The 14,727-nt window shown below is 74.4% G+C and carries 21 protein-coding genes; 16 read left to right on the top strand and 5 right to left on the bottom strand.

Annotation, left to right across the window (positions count from 1 at the left end):
* Position 1: 1 nt before the first annotated feature.
* The gene (locus NH342_RS03800; RefSeq protein ID WP_253011421.1) at positions 2–694 is read right to left on the bottom strand and encodes a M50 family metallopeptidase; all 693 of its coding nucleotides are present in this window, start codon (positions 692–694) and stop codon (positions 2–4) included.
* Between the two features lie 74 nt (positions 695–768).
* Here NH342_RS03800 and NH342_RS03805 point away from each other — a divergent pair, with 74 nt between their 5' ends.
* The 10 genes from NH342_RS03805 (at position 769) to NH342_RS03850 (ending at position 6,466) form a co-directional block, all read left to right on the top strand.
* A complete protein-coding gene (locus tag NH342_RS03805) occupies positions 769–1,485 on the top strand; it encodes a lysophospholipid acyltransferase family protein (RefSeq protein WP_253011424.1) in 717 nt (238 codons plus the stop codon).
* A gap of 152 nt (positions 1,486–1,637) precedes the next feature.
* Positions 1,638–2,192 (top strand): cysteine hydrolase family protein, encoded by a 555-nt coding sequence (locus tag NH342_RS03810; RefSeq protein ID WP_253011427.1) that lies wholly within the window; start codon positions 1,638–1,640, stop codon positions 2,190–2,192.
* The gene (locus NH342_RS03815) at positions 2,189–2,551 is read left to right on the top strand and encodes a VOC family protein (protein ID WP_253011429.1); all 363 of its coding nucleotides are present in this window, start codon (positions 2,189–2,191) and stop codon (positions 2,549–2,551) included. Before NH342_RS03810 ends, NH342_RS03815 begins: the two co-directional genes overlap by 4 nt.
* Before the next feature lie 23 nt (positions 2,552–2,574).
* Positions 2,575–3,552 (top strand): 4-hydroxy-tetrahydrodipicolinate synthase, encoded by a 978-nt coding sequence (gene dapA / locus NH342_RS03820; protein WP_253011432.1) that lies wholly within the window; start codon positions 2,575–2,577, stop codon positions 3,550–3,552.
* The gene (locus tag NH342_RS03825) at positions 3,549–4,085 is read left to right on the top strand and encodes a GNAT family N-acetyltransferase (protein ID WP_253011435.1); all 537 of its coding nucleotides are present in this window, start codon (positions 3,549–3,551) and stop codon (positions 4,083–4,085) included. The genes dapA and NH342_RS03825 overlap by 4 nt, the downstream gene beginning before the upstream one ends.
* Positions 4,086–4,089: 4 nt before the next feature.
* Positions 4,090–4,551 carry a tRNA (cytidine(34)-2'-O)-methyltransferase gene (locus NH342_RS03830; RefSeq protein ID WP_253011438.1) on the top strand — a complete coding sequence of 154 codons (462 nt, stop codon included), beginning with the start codon at positions 4,090–4,092 and terminating at the stop codon, positions 4,549–4,551.
* 67 nt (positions 4,552–4,618) lie between these two features.
* Positions 4,619–4,855 (top strand): type II toxin-antitoxin system Phd/YefM family antitoxin, encoded by a 237-nt coding sequence (locus NH342_RS03835; protein ID WP_253011441.1) that lies wholly within the window; start codon positions 4,619–4,621, stop codon positions 4,853–4,855.
* A complete protein-coding gene (locus tag NH342_RS03840; RefSeq protein WP_253011444.1) occupies positions 4,852–5,136 on the top strand; it encodes a hypothetical protein in 285 nt (94 codons plus the stop codon). Before NH342_RS03835 ends, NH342_RS03840 begins: the two co-directional genes overlap by 4 nt.
* A gap of 165 nt (positions 5,137–5,301) precedes the next feature.
* Positions 5,302–5,763, top strand: coding sequence for a helix-turn-helix domain-containing protein (locus tag NH342_RS03845; protein ID WP_253011448.1), 462 nt, complete (start codon positions 5,302–5,304; stop codon positions 5,761–5,763).
* The gene (locus tag NH342_RS03850; protein ID WP_253011451.1) at positions 5,756–6,466 is read left to right on the top strand and encodes a nucleotidyl transferase AbiEii/AbiGii toxin family protein; all 711 of its coding nucleotides are present in this window, start codon (positions 5,756–5,758) and stop codon (positions 6,464–6,466) included. The genes NH342_RS03845 and NH342_RS03850 overlap by 8 nt, the downstream gene beginning before the upstream one ends.
* 360 nt (positions 6,467–6,826) lie before the next feature.
* On the opposite strand, the gene NH342_RS03855 is transcribed toward NH342_RS03850, so the two are convergent.
* Positions 6,827–7,270, bottom strand: a complete 444-nt coding sequence (locus NH342_RS03855; protein ID WP_253011454.1) for an SRPBCC family protein — start codon at positions 7,268–7,270, stop codon at positions 6,827–6,829.
* A gap of 93 nt (positions 7,271–7,363) precedes the next feature.
* On the opposite strand from NH342_RS03855, the gene NH342_RS03860 reads away from it, so the two are divergent.
* On the top strand, positions 7,364–7,606 hold the full coding sequence (locus NH342_RS03860) for a hypothetical protein (protein WP_253011457.1): 243 nt from the start codon (positions 7,364–7,366) through the stop codon (positions 7,604–7,606).
* A 37-nt stretch (positions 7,607–7,643) separates the two neighbouring features.
* Here NH342_RS03860 and NH342_RS03865 read toward each other — a convergent pair whose 3' ends face one another.
* Complete coding sequence (locus tag NH342_RS03865; protein ID WP_253011460.1) at positions 7,644–8,081, bottom strand: hypothetical protein; 438 nt, start codon at positions 8,079–8,081, stop codon at positions 7,644–7,646.
* A 110-nt stretch (positions 8,082–8,191) separates the two neighbouring features.
* On the opposite strand from NH342_RS03865, the gene NH342_RS03870 reads away from it, so the two are divergent.
* The 5 genes from NH342_RS03870 to NH342_RS03890 all read left to right on the top strand — a co-directional run bounded on the left by NH342_RS03870 (position 8,192) and on the right by NH342_RS03890 (position 12,439).
* Complete coding sequence (locus NH342_RS03870; protein ID WP_253011463.1) at positions 8,192–8,968, top strand: glycerophosphodiester phosphodiesterase; 777 nt, start codon at positions 8,192–8,194, stop codon at positions 8,966–8,968.
* Entirely contained in the window at positions 8,965–9,888 is a 924-nt protein-coding gene (locus tag NH342_RS03875) for a 1-acyl-sn-glycerol-3-phosphate acyltransferase (protein ID WP_253011466.1), read from the top strand. Before NH342_RS03870 ends, NH342_RS03875 begins: the two co-directional genes overlap by 4 nt.
* Positions 9,885–11,219, top strand: a complete 1,335-nt coding sequence (locus NH342_RS03880) for an MFS transporter (RefSeq protein WP_253011469.1) — start codon at positions 9,885–9,887, stop codon at positions 11,217–11,219. The genes NH342_RS03875 and NH342_RS03880 overlap by 4 nt, the downstream gene beginning before the upstream one ends.
* Complete coding sequence (locus tag NH342_RS03885; RefSeq protein WP_253011472.1) at positions 11,216–11,935, top strand: thymidine kinase; 720 nt, start codon at positions 11,216–11,218, stop codon at positions 11,933–11,935. Before NH342_RS03880 ends, NH342_RS03885 begins: the two co-directional genes overlap by 4 nt.
* 159 nt (positions 11,936–12,094) lie before the next feature.
* Positions 12,095–12,439, top strand: a complete 345-nt coding sequence (locus tag NH342_RS03890) for an RNA polymerase-binding protein RbpA (RefSeq protein ID WP_253011475.1) — start codon at positions 12,095–12,097, stop codon at positions 12,437–12,439.
* Positions 12,440–12,495: 56 nt separating this feature from the next.
* On the opposite strand, the gene NH342_RS03895 is transcribed toward NH342_RS03890, so the two are convergent.
* Both NH342_RS03895 and lnt read right to left on the bottom strand, forming a co-directional pair.
* Positions 12,496–12,981, bottom strand: a complete 486-nt coding sequence (locus NH342_RS03895; RefSeq protein ID WP_253011477.1) for an FxsA family protein — start codon at positions 12,979–12,981, stop codon at positions 12,496–12,498.
* A complete protein-coding gene (gene lnt / locus NH342_RS03900) occupies positions 12,978–14,651 on the bottom strand; it encodes an apolipoprotein N-acyltransferase (RefSeq protein WP_253011479.1) in 1,674 nt (557 codons plus the stop codon). The genes NH342_RS03895 and lnt overlap by 4 nt, the downstream gene beginning before the upstream one ends.
* Between the last annotated feature and the right edge of the window lie 76 nt (positions 14,652–14,727).

Genomic DNA, 14,727 nt, shown 5'->3' on the forward strand with positions numbered 1-14,727 from the left:
ATCAGGTCAGCCAGCGGACGGCGAGCGCCAGCGACCCCAGGCTCAGGGCGAGGAAGACCCCCACCCACACCAGCCCGGGGACGCCGGTGAGGCGGGCGAGCTGGTCGGCGTCGCTGTCCGGGGTGGGACGGCGGCGCCGCTGGGCCTGCAGCTCCCACACCGCCCGCGGGGCGGCCAGCAGCAGGAACCAGACGACGACGTGGGCGAACGCGGCCTGCCACTGCCCGGGAAGCCACCAGGTCGCGGCGAACACCAGGCCCCCGGTGACCAGCACCGACCACAGGCCGTAGAAGTTGCGGATCTGCAGCAGGAGCAGGGCCAGCAGGGCCAGCAGCACCCACAGCACCCCGATCGCGTGCCCGGCGGCCAGCAGCGCGGCCGCACCCAGGCCGAACAACGCCGGCCCGGGGTAACCGGCGAACGCGGTGGCCACCATGCCGGGCCCGGAGGGCCGGCCCGCGGACACGGTGACCCCCGAGGTGTCCGAGTGCAGCCGGATGCCGGCCAGCCGCCGGCCGGTCACCAGCGCGGCCACGCCGTGGGCGCCCTCGTGGGCGATCGTGACCGCGTTGCGGCTGACCCGCCAGAGGTCGCGCTGGGCGACCAGCACCAGCGCGACGAGGGCGGTGCCGACCAGCCAGGGGGTGGTGAGCGGGGGAGAGGTGGCGGTGACGCGCGCCCAGAGCTGGTCCATCGCGGTCCAGTGAACCGCGTGCGACTCGCCGTGCGGCACACTGACGCGGCCGCCCCACCGTCGAGGAGGACCCCGTGAGCGCCCCGCCGTTCGTCTACCGCGTCGTGATGGCCGTGGGCACCCCCGCCGCGAAGTGGTGGGGGCGCATGGAGGTGCGCGGGCTGGAGCACCTCCCGGCCTCCGGGCCGACCGTCGTGATGGCCAACCACGACAGCCAGTGGGACCCGGTGGTCGCCGGCATCGCGACGCTGGGCCACCGGCAGCTGCAGGCCCTGGCCAAGGACTCGCTCTGGAAGAACCCCGTGGTGGGGAAGTGGCTGGACGGCATGGGCCAGATCCCGATCGCCCGGGGCCGCGGGGACGCCAACGCCCTGCAGGCGGCGATCGACGTGCTGCGGGCGGGCGGTGCCATCGGTGTCTTCCCCGAGGGCACCGTCTCCCGCGGGCGCACGATGCGCTTCCTGTCCGGGGCCGGCCGGCTCGCCCTCGCGGTGCCCGGCACCACCGTCGTCGGCCTGCGCATCACCGGGCAGGAGGACATCGTCCGGTTCCCCACGCGCCCCCGGGTGCTGGTGGAGTTCCTGCCCCCGGTGACCCCGCGGGAGGGCGAGTCGGCCGTCGCGCTGACCAACCGGGTGATGAGTGAGGTCCGTGCCGGCGCCCCACCGGTCATCCCGGGCCGGGCCAAGAAGGCGGAGAAGCACCGCCGGCTGGTCGCCGAGCACGAAGCGGCCAAGCGTCCCCCGGCCTCACCCGGCGAGGGCGGGGCAGCCGAGGACGGCGACCGGTAGCACCAGGCAGGCCACGGTCACCGGCCAGCGCCCGGCACGGCCCCGCCGCACGAGGGGGTCCAGCACCGTGCCAGCCTGCAGCAGGACCTGGGCGACTGTCCGACCCCGGCCCTAGGGTGCAGCCACCAACCGCACCCGACGTGGAGGACGCCATGACCACCCTGACCGACCGGACAGGCACCGCACTGCTGGTGATCGACGTGCAGAACGGGGTGATGGCCGCCTCGCACGACGCCGACGCGGTCGTCGGCCGCATCGGGGAGCTGGTCGAGCGGGCCCGGGCCGCCGACGTGCCCGTGGTCTGGGTGCAGCACAGCTCCGATGAGCTGCCGCAGGGCAGTGACCAGTGGCAGTACGTGTCCCAGCTCCGGCGCGCCGAGGGCGAGGCGCTGGTGCACAAGCAGTACGGCGACTCCTTCGAGGGCACCGACCTGGACCAGGTGCTCGCCGATGCCGGCGTGGGCCGGCTGGTGGTCACCGGTGCACAGACCGACGCCTGCATCCGCTCCACCATCCACGGCGGCTTCACCCGGGGTTACGACGTCACCCTGGTCGGCGACGCGCACACCACCGAGGACCTGTCGGCCTACGGGGCACCGCCGCCCGCCGACGTCATCTCCCACACCAACCTCTACTGGGGCTTCCAGGACGCCCCGGGCCGCACCGCCGCGGTCGTCCCGGCCGCCGACGTCGAGTTCGCTGGGTGAGCGGGGTCCGCGTCCTGGGCATCGTACCGAACCTGCCGGTGGACGACGTCGAGGACGCCTCCGGGTTCTGGTCGGGGTTCCTCGGTCTGCGGGAGCAGGAGTTCAGCCTCGGCTGGGTCGCCCGCTGGACCGACCCGGACACCGGCCAGCACGTGCAGCTGGTCACCCGGGACGCCACCGCGCCCGAGGACTCCGCCCTCACGGTGCAGGTCGCCGACGTCGAGGAGGCCTACGCGCAGGCGCAGGCGGCCGGGTACCAGGTGGTGCACCCGCTGACCACCGAGCCGTGGGGCGTGCGGCGGTTCTTCGTCCGGGCGCCCGACGGCACGGTGGTGAACATCGCCCAGCACAGCGGCTGAGGCCGCTGTCCTAGAGTGCCGCGGTGAGCTCCACGCCCCGGTTCGGCCGCCTCCTCACCGCCGTCGCCACGGCCTTCGACGCCGACGAGCGGGTCGACCTCGACGCCACCGTGGCGATCGCCCGGCACGTGGTCGACACCGGCAGCGACGGCGTCGTGGTCTCCGGGACGACGGGGGAGGCCCCAACCACGACCGTGCCCGAGGACGGCGAGGTGCTGGCCGCCGTCCGCGAGGCCCTCGGCGACCGGGCCGTGGTCGTCGCCGGAGTGGGCACGAACGCGACCGCGCACTCGGTGGAGATCGCCGAGCAGGCGGCCCGGGTCGGCGCCGACGGACTGCTGCTGGTCACCCCGTACTACAACAAGCCCAGCCAGAACGGCATCCTGCGGCACTTCCGGACGGTCGCCGGGGTGAGCGACATCCCGGTGATGCTCTACGACGTCCCCGGCCGCACCGGGTCCTCGATCGCTCTGGACACCTACCGGGCGGCGCTGGACATCGAGACGGTCGTCGCGGTGAAGGACGCCACCGGCAACCCGGCGCACGCCGCGCGGTTGGTGGAGCTGGGCTACGAGGTCTACTGCGGCGACGACGCGCTGACCCTGGGCTACCTGGCCTACGGCGCGGTCGGGCTGGTCAGCGTGGTGGCGCACGCGGCGGGACGCGAGCTGCGCGCGATGGTCGAGGCGTTCCTGGCCGGCGACCACGGCCGGGCCCTGGAGCTGCACACCCGGCTGCTGCCGGGCTTCGACGCGGTCATGGGGGTGCCCAACTACGGCGCGACGACGGCGAAGGCGGCCCTGCAGCTGCTGGGCGTGCTCGACAACCGGCGGGTGCGCCAGCCGCTGGCGGAGCTCGACGACGCCGAGGTGGCGGCCCTGCGCACGGGGCTGGTCGCGGCCGGGCTGCTCGGCGCGGGGGAGCAGCCCGGCGGCGTGGACAGCAGCCGCGACCTCGACCCGTGGTGGGGCACCTACCGCGGCCTCGCCGCCGACATGTGACCGAGCAGCTGCCGGAGATCGTCGTCCGACCGCGGGTGCCGGCCGACCTGCCGGTGCTCGTGGCGATCCTGCGGCGCAGCCACGACGAGCACCGTTACCCGGTGCGTGCCTCGGTGGTGCGGGCCGACTGGCTCGCGGTGCCCACCGAGCTCTTCTCGGCCGTCGCGGAGCGCGACGGCCGGGTCGTCGGCCACGTGGCGCTGCACCCGGCCGTCATCGACGACGAGGGGGAGCGGCTCGCAGTACGCGGCTGGTCGGCCGCCACGGGGATCCGGCGGGAGGGGCTGGCCGTGGTGTCCCGGCTGGTCACCGACGGCACCGTGCGCGGGGCGGGCCTGGCGCTGCTGGGGGCCGCCGTCGCGGCCGCGCGGGCGATGCACCGGGAACCGGTGCTCCTCGTGGACCCCACGGCGGCGGCGCGGGGTTTCTACCTCCGGCACGGGTGGCGGGAGGTCGGTACCGCCCGCCAGCACTGGGGCGAGCACGGGGTGGACGCCGTCCTCATGGTGGTCCAGCGGACCGGGGGAGACTGACCGGGTGTTCCACATCGCGTTCCACGAGCCGCGGATCCCGCCGAACACCGGCAACGCGATCCGGATGGTGGCGGCCACGGGGGCGCACCTGCACCTGGTCGAGCCGCTGGGCTTCGACCTCTCCGACGCCAAGCTCCGCCGGGCCGGCCTGGACTACCACGACCTGGCCTCGGTGACCGTGCACCCGGGCCTGGGGGAGCTGCTGGCCGCCCTGCCCGGCGCCCGGGTGTTCGCCTTCACCGCGGGCGGCACCACCCGGTACACCGACGTCGCCTACGTGCCCGGCGACGTGCTGCTCTTCGGCCCGGAGCCGACGGGTCTGGCGCCGGAGGTGCTGGCCCACCCGAGGGTGACCGACCGGGTGCGGCTGCCGATGCTGGCCGGCCGGCGGTCGCTGAACCTGTCCAACACCGCGGCGGTGGCCGCCTACGAGGCCTGGCGTCAGCACGACTTCGCCGGCTCCTGACCCGAGCCCGCTCGAATGGTCGTACTGGGTCATCTCCCGCGCCTCCTACCGGCGATACGTTGACGGCATGGACGTGGTGACGGTGCGGGAGCTGCGGAACAACGGGGGAGAGGTGCTCACGCGCGTCGCCCGCGGCGAGCGGTTGGCGGTGACGCGCGACGGCGTGGAGGTTGCCGAGCTGCGGCCCCGCACCCGGCGGAGCCCGGCGCCGGCCGACCTCGTCGCCCGGCGCCGCACCCTCCCGGCCGTCGCCCCACGGCCCTGGCGGGCCGATGTCGACGAACTGCTCGACCCGTCGCTGTGATCGCACCGCCCGAGCGGGGGATGCGACACCTCCACGGTCATCCTGCTCGGACGGCTGGCCCGCCCGAGGCCGCGCGCGCCTTCGGTCGGGTCGCGGCCGATCTGCGGTCCTCGGGTCGCGAGCCGGCGGCTCGGGTCGACGACGCCCTCATCGCCGCGTCCGCGATCGCGGAGGGGGTGCCGCTGTACACGTACAACCCGGCAGACTTCGCCGGGATCTCCGGACTGGACCTGCGCAAGGTGCCGCACCCTGACGCCACCGGTGACACCTCCGGGACCTGAGATGCCGGGTGCGGCCGCCACTGCTGGCCGGCCGACGATCGCTCCACCTGTCCAGCACGACGGCCATGGCTGCCGAGGGGCCTGGCATCAGCACGGGCTCGCCAACACCTCACAACGATGTATCCCGTTCTTGACAATTTGCTCCTTATGACCAGAATGAGATACATGCCGGCGCCCAGTCCGTACACCAGCGCGGAACAGCAGGCCGACCTGGTGCGCCTGGGCACCCGGTTGCGGGAGCACCGCAAAGCGCTCGGCGTCACGGCCGTCGCCTGCGCCGAGGCCGCCGGCGTGTCCCGGGTGACCCTGCACCGGGTCGAGGCGGGCAACCCGTCGGTGACCATCGGCGCCTACAGCAACGTGGCGGCCGCGCTCGGCCTGCACCTGGTCGTACCGGTCCTGGAGCGGCCGGCAGGGGAGCGGGCCACGGTGGTGGTCGGCGACTACCCGGGTCTGCGGTCCCTGGCCTGGCAGACCGATGCCGGCACCGAGCTGACCGAGGTGGAGGCGCTCAACCTCTACGAACGCGGCTGGCGCCACCTCGACCAGGCGTCGCTGACCGAACGTGAACGGGCATTCGTGCAGCACCTCGCGGACACCTACAGCGGGGGATCGCTCCTTGTTTGACCGGCCGCACCACCGCCTGGTCGCCGAGGTGCTGTCCCGGCTGGATGCCGACGTCCTGACCGGGCACCGGTGCTGGTTCGGGGGTGGGACCGCGATCGCCCTGTCGTGCGGTGAGTACCGGGAGTCGGTGGACATCGACTTCCTCGTCTCCGACCAGCGGTCCTACCGGGCGCTGCGACAGGCCGTGAAGGCCGACGGACTATCGGTCCTGGCCACCGGTGACCTCGACCTGGTTCGCCCGGCGCGGGTGGACAACCACGGCATCCGGGCGGCCGTGCGGTCCGGTGGTGTCCCCATCAAGTTCGAGGTCGTCCTGGAGGGTCGGATCGAGCTCGACGAGCCGCCGCCGCAGCAGGCAATCTGCGGCATCCGCACCCTGACCCGGGTGGACCAGGTCGCGAGCAAGCTGCTGGCCAACGACGACCGCTGGGCCGACCGCTCGACGTTCAGCCGGGACCTGGTCGACCTGGCCATGATGGCACCCAAGACGACGGAGCTGGTCGCCGGCGCCGAGAAGGCGGTCGGTGCCTACGGCCGGTCGGTGGGCGCCAGCCTGCGCAGCGCGGTCGAGCAGCTCCGCGAGCGGCCGCAGCGGCTCGACGAGTGCATGCGTGCGCTGGCGATGCGCGCACCCCGGGCCGTGCTCTGGCAGAGCATCCGCGACGTCGCGAGCAGGTGCGCGGGGATCGAGGTCATGGCCTGACGAGTTGACATAATGTCGATTATCGGCGCAGGCGGAACGCGGGGAGTGGGGCGCCACAGGTCGACCCCGGACCCGTGCCGCCGGCCCGGTCCGCCCGTTCGTCCCGTGTCCGCGCACCGACGCATCGCCCGCCGCCGTCCGACGTCCAACCGCCACCCGACCCTGCTGCCCGCGCGCGTCCGGTCGGCAGCAACCCCGACTGTCGCTGATCCACGGTGTGCCGCACCCGGCGACCCGCTCCCTCGCCGACGGACCGGACGACGAGTTCCGTCACCCTGACGCAACGGACCCCGACCAGGGTCCCCCGGCGGTTCCTCCCATGGCTGGGTCATTGCGTCACGCTGACGGAATGACCCATGGTCAGCCCCGCTCGGCGGCGGCCCTCAGGGTGGCGAGGCCCTTCTCGAAGGTCGGGCCGAGGAACTTCTCCATCGGCAGCAACCGCATCAGCCGACCCTGCCGACCGCTGCCCGACCAGGTGACCACCGTGCCGCCGTCGTCCTCGGCGAGGGTGAACGTCGACGTGCTGGAGGACCGGATCGGCTTGGTGTTCTCCTGCTCGACGACCACCCGGTCCGGCTCGACGGCCGCCATCCGCATCGAGCCGCTGCCGGCCTTGAACGACCCGGCCCAGCGGTAGCCGCTCCCAGCGCCGGTCCCGTCGTAGTCCCGGGACATGGCCGGGTCGAGGTCCTCGAAGGGCGACCAGTCCCGCCACCGGCGGAAGTCGGCCAGCAACGCGTGGACGGCGGCCGCGGGTGCGGCGACCCGGGTCTGCCGGGTGACGGTGTAGGTGTCGGGCACGCGCGGATCGTGCCAGATCCGGACGCTCCCCAGCCGGGTCGGCGCCCCGGTGTCGAGTGCCCCTCGGCGGCGCCGGTCCCTTAGGCTCCGCACATGCAGATCCGTCGTCCGGTCGTCTCCGTCCTCGCCGCCCTGGCCCTGTTCGGGGGCACCGCCGCCCTGACCGGCTGCAGCGACGTGAACGGCCTGGAGCAGCGCACCGGCACGTCGAAGGACTCCACCGAGAACTTCTCGGGCAACGACCCGACGAGCGTCGAGCAGGGCAGCGTCTACAACCACGGCAACGAGCGGCCCGGCAGCGGCGTCGAGAACGCCGAGGGCGGCCCGGTCGGCTGAGCCGACCGACGAGGACCGATCTGGGCGCGGCGCCGGCTCAGCCGGCGTTGCGACCGGACAGCCAGAGCTTGTCCAGCCGCCCGGTCGAGCGCACCAGCTCGGCCAGGGCGCGCTCCATCTCCACCTTCGTGGGCTTCTCCGCCAGCAGGGTCTGCACGTCCTCGAGGGCGCACCGCAGCTGGAACAACCGGTCCTGCAGCCCGTCGAGCTCCGTCCGGGTCACCAGCACGACGTCGGGCGACAGGCCGGCCTTCGCCGTCGCCGACCGCTGCTCGTAGGCGCGCTGCCGGCACGCCTGCCCGCAGTACAGCCGCGGCCGGCCGACGGACTCCTGGGCCGGCAGCACGTTGCGGCACCAGCCACAACGGCGCTCCTCGGCGTCGGCGGCACGGCGGCGGGCGCGACGGGTCGGTGCACCCGGCGCCGGGACGTCGAGCGCAGGGATGTCGTCCACCGGGACCTGCTCTGCCACCACGCCGGAGAAGGTACTGCTCAGCGGGCTGACAGGGAGCCGGACACGCCCGCTGTCGACCGGTCCGTGACCCCGCCCGCGCCCCCCGCCCCGCACGCCCCTAGCGTGGGCGCGTGCCCCCCGCGCGTTTCCCTTTCCTCGAGGGGCCGACGCCCTTGGCGATGGCCCACCGCGGCGGCGCCGTGGAGCACGTGGAGAACACCTTCCCGGCCTTCGAGGCCTGCGTGGCGATGGGCTACCGGTACCTGGAGACCGACGTCCGGGCCACCGCCGACGGCGTGCTCGTCGCCTTCCACGACCCGGTCCTCGACCGGGTGACCGACCGCACCGGCAGGATCGACGCGCTGCCCTGGAGCGAGGTCCGGCACGCCCTCATCGGGGGCCGCGAACCCGTGCTGGCCCTGGAGGACCTGCTCACCGCCTGGCCCGACGTCCGGTTCAACATCGACGTCAAGACCGCCGGGGTCCTCGCTCCCCTGGCGGCGCTGATCCGGCGCACCGGCACGCTGGACCGGGTCTGCCTGGCCTCTTTCTCCGACGCCCGGGTCGCCGCGGCCCGCCGGTTGCTGGGCCCGGGCCTGTGCACCTCGCTCGGCCCCAAGGGCGTCGCGGCGCTGCGGCTGTCCTCCTACTCCCCCCGCGCCGCCGGGCTGGTGCGCATCCAGGCCGGCTGCGCGCAGGTCCCCGTCGAGCTCGGCGGGCGTCCGGTCGTCGACGAGCGGTTCCTGGCGGCCGCGCACGAGCGCAGCCTGCAGGTGCACGTGTGGACCGTGGACGACCCGGCCGAGGTGCACCGGCTGCTCGACCTCGGGGTCGACGGCATCCTCACCGACCGGCCCTCGATGCTGCGGGACGTCTACGCCGAGCGCGGGGTCTGGAGCGCGGCGTGAGCCTGCGCGATTGGCGGCCGGTGCCGCCGCCGCTGCCCGAGGACCTGGAGGGATCAGTCGCCGACGACGACCCCGACTGGTTCGCCCGCGAACTGGCGATCGCCGCGCACCCGCCGTGGTGGCTGTGGCGGTTCCTGCTCACCACCGTCTCCCCGGCGGTGTCGCTGTTCGGGCGGGTGCAGGTCACCGGCGGGGTGCCCGAGCACCTGCGCGGCGGGCCGCTGATCCTGGCCGCCAACCACGTCGGGGACTACGACACCTTCACCGTGGCCGCCGCGCTGCACCGGCTGGGCGTCGTCCCCCGGTTCCTGGCCACCGGCGGGATCATGCGGGCCCCGGTGGCCGGGCCCATGCTCGAACGGGCCGGCGGCGTCCGGGTCGACCGGGGCACCGACGTCGCCGCGCACGCCATGCGGGTGGTGCTCGTGGCGCTGGAGCACGGCGGTCAGGTGCTGGTCTACCCCGAGGGCCGGGTCGGGCTGAGCGCCGACGGCTGGCCCGAGCGCGGCCGCACCGGGCTGGCTCGGCTGGCCCTGCAGACCCGGGTCCCGGTGCTGCCGGTCAGCCAGTGGGGCGCGCACGAGGTGCTGCAGTACGCCAACGACTGGGGCAAGCTGCGCACCGCGCTGTCCGCGGCCTGGCGCCAGCCCGCCCTCCGGGTGCACGTCGGGCCGCCGGTCCCGCTGGACGACCTCGAGGCCGGCCGGGTCGGTGACGCCCACCGCGCCCGCACCCGCATCATGGCCGCGATCACCCGCGGGCTGGTGCCGCTGCGGGCCGGTGAGCCCGCCGACCGGATCGCCTTCCACGACCCCACCCGGCCGGTGCGGGCCGTCGCGGCCTTCCCGGGGGGACGCGTCCCCGACGACGTGCCCGGTGCTGGACCACCCCACCCCGCGGCTGACACCCTGCGCCGGTGAGCACCGCCGACACCACCGCGACGCCCGACCGCGCCCTGCGCCGCGAGCGCACCGGTTGGTACTCCTACGACTGGGCGATGTCGGTGTTCAACACCAGCGTCACCACGGTCTTCCTCGGCCCCTACCTGACGTCGGTGGCCCGCGACGCCGCCGGGCCGGACGGGAAGCTGGGGTTCCTGGGCATCGACCCGGGCAGCTGGTTCTCCTTCGTGCTGTCGTTCTCGGTGCTCGCCCAGGTGCTGGTCCTGCCGATCACCGGCGCCGTCGCCGACCGCACCGGACGCCGTCGCGAACTGCTGGCCGGGTTCGCGTTCCTCGGTGCCGCGGCCTGCACCGGTCTGTTCTTCGTCGCCGACGGCCGCTACCTGCTGGGCGCCCTGCTCTTCGTGGTGGCCAACATCAGCTTCGGCGCGGCCACCGTCGTCTACTACTCCTGGCTGCCCGACCTGGCCGCCCCCGACGAGCGGGACAAGGTCTCCAGCCGCGGCTGGGCCGTCGGCTACGTCGGCGGGGCGCTGCTGCTCGCCGTCCACCTGGGCCTGTTCCTGTCCGCGGAGTCCCTGGGCCTGACCAGCGGTGAGGCCGTGCGGATCTGCCTGGCCACCGCCGGGCTGTGGTGGGGTGCGTTCACCGTCTTCACCGTCTCGCGGCTGCGCAACCGGCCGGTCGCGGCGACGGAGGGGCGGACCGGGAGCGGGTTCCGTCAGCTGGCCCGGACGCTGAAGGAGATGCGGGCCTTCCCGCTCACCCTGTGGTTCCTGGGCGCCTACCTGCTGTTCAACGACGGCGTGCAGACCGTCATCTCGCTGTCGGCGGTCTACGCCACCGAGGAGCTCGACCTGGACCAGTCGGTGCTCACCGGGGCCATCCTCATGGTGCAGGTGGTCGCCATCGCCGGGGCGCTGGGCCTGGGCCGGGTCGCCGCCCGGTACGGCGCCACCCGCACGGTGCTGGGCTGCCTGGTGGCCTGGACGGCGGTGCTGGTGGCCGCGTTCTTCCTGCAGGCCGGCGCGGTGGCCCAGTTCTACGCCCTCGCCGCCGTCATCGGCCTGGTGCAGGGCGGCACCCAGGCACTGTCCCGGTCGCTGTTCAGCCACCTCATCCCGGCCGGCAAGGAGGCCGAGTACTACGGCTTCTACGAGATCAGCGACCGCGGGACCAGCTGGCTCGGCCCGCTGGCCTTCGGCCTGACCTACCAGCTCACCGGCTCCTACCGGCTGGCCATCATCAGCCTGGTGGTCTTCTTCGTCGCGGGCTTCGTGCTGCTGGCCCGGCTGCCGATGCGCCGGGCCGTGGTCGAGGCGGGCAACGTGCCACCGGAGAAGCTGTGAACGCCGTCCCCGCCTCCGGCGACCGCCGCCGGCACGCCGCGCCGGCCCACCTGACCTTCTTCCACGGCCCGATGGACTGCGGCAAGTCCACCCTCGCTCTGCAGGTGGACCACAACCAGAGCCGGCAGGGCCGGCACGGGCTGCGGCTGACCCAGGGCGACCGGTCGCGGGCCGCCCGGATCAGCAGCCGGGTCGGGCTGTCGCGGGAGGCGGTCGAGGTCGACGGCACGACCGATCTGCGGCTGCTGGTGCGGGACCGCTGGGCGGCCGGGCACCGGGTGGACTACGTCGTCGTCGACGAGGCGCAGTTCCTCTCCGCCCGCCAGGTCGACCAGCTCGCCGAGCTGGTCGACCAGTCGCACGTGGACGTCTACGCCTTCGGGCTGACCACCGACTTCCGCGCCCAGCTGTTCACCGGCACCCAGCGGCTGTTCGAGCTCGCCGACGTGGTGCAGCGCATCCAGGTCGAGGTGCTGTGCTGGTGCGGCGCGCCGGGGTTGCTCAACGCCCGCGTCGTCGACGGTGTCATGGTGCGCCAGGGCGAGACCGTCGTCGTCGCCGACACCGCCCCCGACGCGGCCCCGGACGAGGTGCGCTACCAGGTCCTCTGCCGTCGGCACCACGTCGGCGGGCAGCTCGGACCCACCCCCACCGGCCCCGGTCAGCTCACCCTCGCCGGGCAGCCCCTGGCCGACGGGCAGGTGGCCGTGCGATGATGAGCGACTGACGCGACGGAATCTCCGCGCGACTTCCTTCGTTGGACCCACCGGCCCCCTCCGGGTGACGCCCCGCTGCTCGCGCTGCGGACGCGTCACCGACGTGCCGATGGGGCATGACGCACGGACCGACACACGAGCACGAGAGGACGGTGTGCCATGGGCGAGCGTTCCCTTCGCGGCAGCCGACTGGGCAGCGTCAGCTACGAGACCGAGCGCAACACCGCGCCGATCGAGCGGCAGTACGCCGAGTACCGCTGCGAGCAGGGCCACGTCGTGACCGTGCCCTTCGCCGACGACGCCGAGCTCCCCGACACCTGGGAGTGCAAGTACGACGGCTCCGTGGCCAAGCTGGTGGGCGGCGCCGAGCCGGCCCCCAAGAAGGTCAAGCCGCCGCGGACCCACTGGGACATGCTCCTGGAGCGTCGCTCGGTCGACGACCTCGAAGAGGTCCTGGCCGAGCGCTTGGACGTGCTGAAGAGCCGCCGCACCAAGGTCAGCTGACCCACTGACGCAGAAGGGCCCCTCCGGATCGCCCCGGAGGGGCCCTTCTGCGTGGGTCAGGGCTGGTCGACGACGGTGCCCTCGACGACGCGGGTGCTGGTCACGTGCTGCACGTCCGGGTCGGGGTCGACCTGCGCGGGGCGGGTGCTCTGCACCCGCACCGGGCCGCGCGCTCGGTCGGGGAGCCGGTTCAGCACCGCCCGCGCGATGAGCGCCCGGGGCAGCCTGCGGGTGCCGGGCAGCAGGCAGAGCAGCCCCAGCACGTCGCCGACGAAGCCCGGCAGGATCATCAGGAACCCGCCGGCGGCGACCAGGCCGGCGTCGCCCAGCGCGGTGCCCGGGGCGCGGTGCTCCTGGGCCCGCAGCCGCAGCTCGGTCAGCGTCTTGGTGCCCTGCTTGGCCAGCAGGACCCAGCCCAGCGCGCTGGTCGCCAGCGACGCCAGGATGGCCCAGCCCAGCCCGATCCAGGCCGCCACGGCGATGAACACCAGCAGCTCGGCCAGAGCGCCCAGGCCCAGCACGGTGCGCAGTCGGCTCGTCATGCTCGTCCTCTCCTCGTGTCTCCTGCACCCCCAACGTCCGAGGGCGCGCTGGTGCTCCCGGGCCGGCGACGGCGCACCCCGGCCACGACGACCAGCAGGACCGCGCCCAGCCCGAGCGCGGTGAGCGCCGCCTCCGGCCAGGCACCCAGCCGGGTGGCCGGCGTCGTCCCGTCGCGCTGGGCGATGTCCTCGACGAAGGCGGCCGGGGTGAACAGCCCCGAGCTGCGCACCAGGGAGCCGTCGGGGGCGATGATCGCGCTGATGCCGCTGGTGGAGGCCATCACCACGCTGCGCCCGGCCTCGACGGCCCGCAGCCGTCCCATCGCCAGCTGCTGGGGGCTCTCGTCGGAGAACCCGAACGTCGCGTTGTTGGTCTGGACGACGAGCATGGTCGCCCCGCCCTCGACCGTGTCGCGCACCAGGCCGTCGTAGGCCACCTCGAAGCAGATCACGTCACCGACCGTCGTCCCGGCCATGTCCAGCGTGCCGACCTCGGTGCCGGCCAGGAAGTCCCGGCGCACCAGGTCGACCTTGTCGCTGAAGAAGCGGAAGAACGACCGGGCGGGCACGTACTCCGCCAGCGGGACGGGGTGCCGCTTGGTGTAGGTCTCCCCCGGCCCCGTCTGCGGGTCCCACACGATGGCGGTGTTGCTGATGAACCGGCCCGGCCCGCTGACCACCGCGCCGACCAGGATCGGGGCGTCGATCGCGCGGGCGGCGCGGTCGATGGCCGCGGCGGCGTCGGCGTTGAGGTAGGGGTCGATGTCCGAGCTGTTCTCCGGCCAGATGACCAGGTCGGGCTGGGCGACCTCGCCGCGGTCCACCTGCCGCGCCAGGGCCGTCGTCTCGGCCACGTGGTTGTCCAGCACCGCCCGGCGCTGCTCGTTGAAGTCCAGCCCGGCGCGCGGCACGTTGCCCTGCACCACCGCGACGGTGCGGGTCGGCCCGCCCTCGGTCAGCGACCCGCCGGCCAGCGGCCAGCGGGCGACGGTGCCCACTACGGGGACGGCGAGGGTGGCCACCACCAGGACGGCGGCCGCGCGCAGCGACCCGGCGCGGCGGGCGGCGTCGTCGCTGTCGCGCCAGGCCCGCACCAGTGCCAGGCCGGCCGCGGCCAGCAGCGTGCCGGTCAGCGCCACGGCGAAGCTGACCAGCGGCACCCCGCCGTAGGCGGCGAAGGCGGTGAACGGCCCCTCGGCCTGGCTGAACCCGAGCCGGCCCCAGGGGAACCCGCCCAGCGGCCAGCGACCCCGCAGCGCCTCCTGCCCGACCCACAGCGCCGCGGCCCACAGCCACCAGGCCGGCAACCGGGCGGTGAGCGCCAGGGCGCCGCCCAGCACCGCCACGTAGAGCGACTCCGCGACCGACAGCGCGTACCAGGGGAAGGACCCGACGTAGATGCCGGTCCAGGACAGCAGCGGCACGAAGAAGCACAGGCCCTGCACCAGACCCAGCCACAGCCCGGTGCGGAACCGGACGCCGCGGGTGGCCACCGACAGCGTGGCCGGGCCGAGCACGGCGAGCGCGGCCAGGTCCCACCCGGGGAACGCCAGGTACATCGAGATGCCGCCGGCGGCGGCCAGCAGGGTGCGGGCCAGCAGGCGCGCGCCGCGGCGTCGCGGGGCGGGTGCGTCGTCGGCCGGGCGCACCGCCGGGTCGGTCACGGTCACCGCCCGAGCATCCCACCCGCGGCGCGGTGACCGGTGCACCGGCGACGGGTGCACCGGCCGCCGGCGGCGGCACCCC

The organism is Klenkia sp. PcliD-1-E (genome assembly GCF_024124375.1).
Classification (GTDB): Bacteria; Actinomycetota; Actinomycetes; order Mycobacteriales; family Geodermatophilaceae; genus Klenkia.